This is a genomic window from bacterium, from assembly GCA_021158245.1.
Classification (GTDB): Bacteria; Zhuqueibacterota; QNDG01; order QNDG01; family QNDG01; genus QNDG01.
Genome location: JAGGVB010000001.1, coordinates 1 through 3,321 on the forward strand (window position 1 = coordinate 1; position 3,321 = coordinate 3,321).

At 37.2% G+C, this 3,321-nt stretch carries 4 protein-coding genes; all 4 read right to left on the bottom strand.

Annotation, left to right across the window (positions count from 1 at the left end):
* The coding region (locus J7K93_00005; protein MCD6115371.1) for a HAMP domain-containing protein at positions 1 to 1,103 on the bottom strand (1,103 nt) is incomplete at its 3' end.
* A gap of 34 nt (positions 1,104 to 1,137) precedes the next feature.
* Positions 1,138 to 1,677, bottom strand: a complete 540-nt coding sequence (locus J7K93_00010) for a hypothetical protein (protein ID MCD6115372.1) — start codon at positions 1,675 to 1,677, stop codon at positions 1,138 to 1,140.
* 43 nt (positions 1,678 to 1,720) lie between these two features.
* The gene (locus tag J7K93_00015) at positions 1,721 to 2,566 is read right to left on the bottom strand and encodes a purine-binding chemotaxis protein CheW (protein ID MCD6115373.1); all 846 of its coding nucleotides are present in this window, start codon (positions 2,564 to 2,566) and stop codon (positions 1,721 to 1,723) included.
* 17 nt (positions 2,567 to 2,583) lie between these two features.
* Positions 2,584 to 3,321: ParA family protein (locus J7K93_00020; protein ID MCD6115374.1), on the bottom strand; the 738-nt coding region annotated here is incomplete at its 5' end.

Sequence of the window (3,321 nt, forward strand, 5' to 3'; positions counted from 1 at the left end):
CCCTGCTCTCCTGCACGTGCAGCTTCAATTGCAGCATTTAAGGCAAGAAGATTGGTCTGATCAGCAATGTCATTTATTACTTCTATAATATCCCCAATCTGGCCGGCACGGCCGGAAAGTGATTCAACAATGTTATCGGTTCTCTGTGCTGAAACGACAATATTTTCAATTCCCTTCTTTACTTCCTGCATTGCTTCACTGCCTTCGATTGCTTTATCCTTTGCCCTTTTAGAAATTTCTGCAGTTTTACTTGCATTTTTTGAATTTTCAAGGATCGCTGCTGTCATCTCCTGGACACTTGCAGCAACCTCATTTGTCTGATTACGCTGCTCTTCAGCTCCGGCAGCTATTATTGATGTAGTTGTTTTAATAGCATTTGCACCCGCAGCGACTTCATTAGTATTATTCTTAACCTGTCCGATAATTCCATGAATTGTATCAATAAAAATATCAAATTCTTTAGTCAATGCGCCAATCTCATCATCTCTGTTTATATCAAGCCTCTTGGTTAAATCGCCTTCTCCACTCGAAATAATTTTCAATATTTCATTTACCTTCTGTATTGGGCTGATAATGATATTAGACAGATAAAAACCTATAACAAACCCGAAAACAAGGATAATAAGGCTTATCAATAAAGCAGCATCTTTATTATTCTTTATAAGTCTTTGAATATCCTTGATTGAAAAAGCCATTTTCAGGCTGCCCAGTTTTTTTCCATCCTGAACTATATCATTTTCAACCTTAATTTCATTATACCCCGGTTGCCATTTCATCTCTGAATTATAACTCTTTCCATTTTCCGATACGAACCTGGTTCCTGACGATGAAACCACTTCTATTGTAATTAGATCTTCTCTATTCTTTACTCCGCTGATAGCATTATTAACAAGGTCTGTATCTTCAAATTGCATTCCGGTAACTAGCCCCTGACTTAAAACTTCAGCAAGCCTGTTCAGCTCATCATTTCTTGATTGCAGAGCCTGCCTGCTCTGCTGAGAGGGAAAATACGTTAAAACAAATATACCTACAACAACTCCGATTAAGACAAGCGTGCTGACAATTTTTGTGCGCAGATTAAACTTTATTTTTGGCAAATTCATTGATAACCTCCTGATAATAACTACTCCTGAAAAATTACTTAATTACCTGAGTAACCCCTGCAAGCTGAAGTTTTTCTTGTGTTATGCTGCTCTGCAGCTCTGCATACTGTTTAAAATTTACAACTACGTTAAGTTTACTGTCTTCTCCTCTAATAAGACCCAGGAAAGCCCCAAGATCCGAATACAATTTTGAAGAAGTGATTACTGCAATATTCTTTTCAATACACTTTTTTAAAACATAAACAGCGCTTGATTTATTTAAAAGTACATCGGAAGAATATACAATAAGAACGTCTCCGTCTTTAAGCAGTCTTATATTCTTACCCAGCTCTATTGCAGATTCAATAGGAAAAATTTTTACAGTTATTTTGTTCTGCAGGGCAGCCCTGTTTATGGAAACCTTCTCTTTGTTAATTGTTTCCGAAGACATAAACATTGAAATTTCCTTGCAATCCGGCATCAATTTTTTAATAACATAGAAAAACTGTGAAGGGCTGGCATCTTTAGCATACAGGGTGAAAAACCCGGCCAATAATGAAATAAAAATTACTGATAAAATAACTCTGCGTTTCATGATAATTACTCCTATAATCTTTATTACTCCACCACTTAAGAATTTATGCAGCTGCCTCTGCGAACTTATCCATTTGTTCAGACGTAAACACCTTGTCAATATCAAGCAAAATAAGAAGCCTGTCTTCCAATTTCCCCACACCGTTGATATAAGCTGTCTCAACATTTGTTGAAAGATTAGGCGGCGGTTCTACAGTACCTGACGGCAGCCTTATTACTTCTGTTACTGAATCGACAAGAATTCCTATAACATTATCCTTTAATTCCAGTACAATAATTCTGCTGTCCTTGCCCGCATTCTTATTATTAAATCCGAATTTAGTCCTCATGTTAATAACCGGTATAACATTACCTCTAAGATTTATTACACCGAGAACATATTCCGGAGTTCTCGGTACTCTTGTTATTTCAGTAGTTCTGTTTATTTCCCTGACTTTCTGTATCTCTATTCCGAACTCTTCATCTCCGATCTTAAACCCTACAAGCTGTACAACCGCATCACTGTTATTTAACGATTCCGACTTTACCTTGTTTAAATCTTTTGAAATAGTATCACGGTTCTGAGACACCGTTTTTTTCGCTGAAGTAACCTTACTATTAATATTCCGGTTCTTTTCCCCTTCTTTTTGAGATGCTGCTGATTTAACAGGCTTTGGATCCGGCACTGTTTCATGCTCAGGCTTAACTTTTCTGATTTCTTCCTTTTTAGAAACCTTTTTTACCGGCTTTTTATCTTTCCTGCTTATAGCCTCAATACTCTTATTTACTGATTTCTTTTTATCTTCATTTTTCTCAGCAGTGATGTCTGCTCCTTTTAACGTTTTTACAGAAGGAATATACTTATCGCCTGCATCATCAGCGCTGAATGTCTGCAATTTTTTACGAGCCATTTTTTCTTATCTCCGAATTATTTTGTTCTTTCCAGAAATTCCGTTGTAATATTTTGAAAATCTTCTGCTCCATGAGAATAAGGTGCATGCTCAAATATCGTTTTGTGCTGGCTTGGAGCTTCTTCTATAGCAATATTTTTTCTTATAATCGTCTTAAAAACAATATCTTCCCATTTCTCCCTCACAGCCCGCTCTATCATCTTTGCCATTTTCGTACGGCTATCGTACATATTGAGAATAATTCCCATAAGTTTAATTTTTGAAAATTGAGCGATTTCGTCAGCTTTGCCAAGAATCTGATGTGCTCCTGTAATTGAATAAAAGGACATTGATACAGGAATTAGAAGGAGGTCACAGAAATACAGGGCCATTGTATTAACCAGAGTAATTGTAGGTGATAGATCACAGAATACATAATCATATCCTGAAAGATCTTTCAATCTTTCCTTCAGCACAGCTTCTCTGAATGTTTTGCCGGAAAGTGCAATCTCTGCATCAGCAAGGCGCTGCTTTCCCGAATTAATCAAATCAAGGTTCTGCCTGACAGATACAACATCTACTTCCCCATCCAGAAGGAGGTCTTTTAATGTATGGTCAGTACTTACATTAAATTGGTTTTGAAGATTTCCCTGAGCGTCACAATCAATGATCAGTACTTTTTTGCCAACAGCAGCGAGCCCTGCTGACAAATTAGTAACAAGTGTTGTTTTGCCTACTCCGCCTTTACTTGTGGCAACTGCAATCCGCTTCAGAAC

Coding starts and splice junctions, on each gene's coding strand:
- J7K93_00010 (MCD6115372.1), bottom strand. CDS start 1,677: ATGAAACGCAGAGTTATTTTATCAGTAATTTTTATTTCATTATTGGCC.
- J7K93_00015 (MCD6115373.1), bottom strand. CDS start 2,566: ATGGCTCGTAAAAAATTGCAGACATTCAGCGCTGATGATGCAGGCGAT.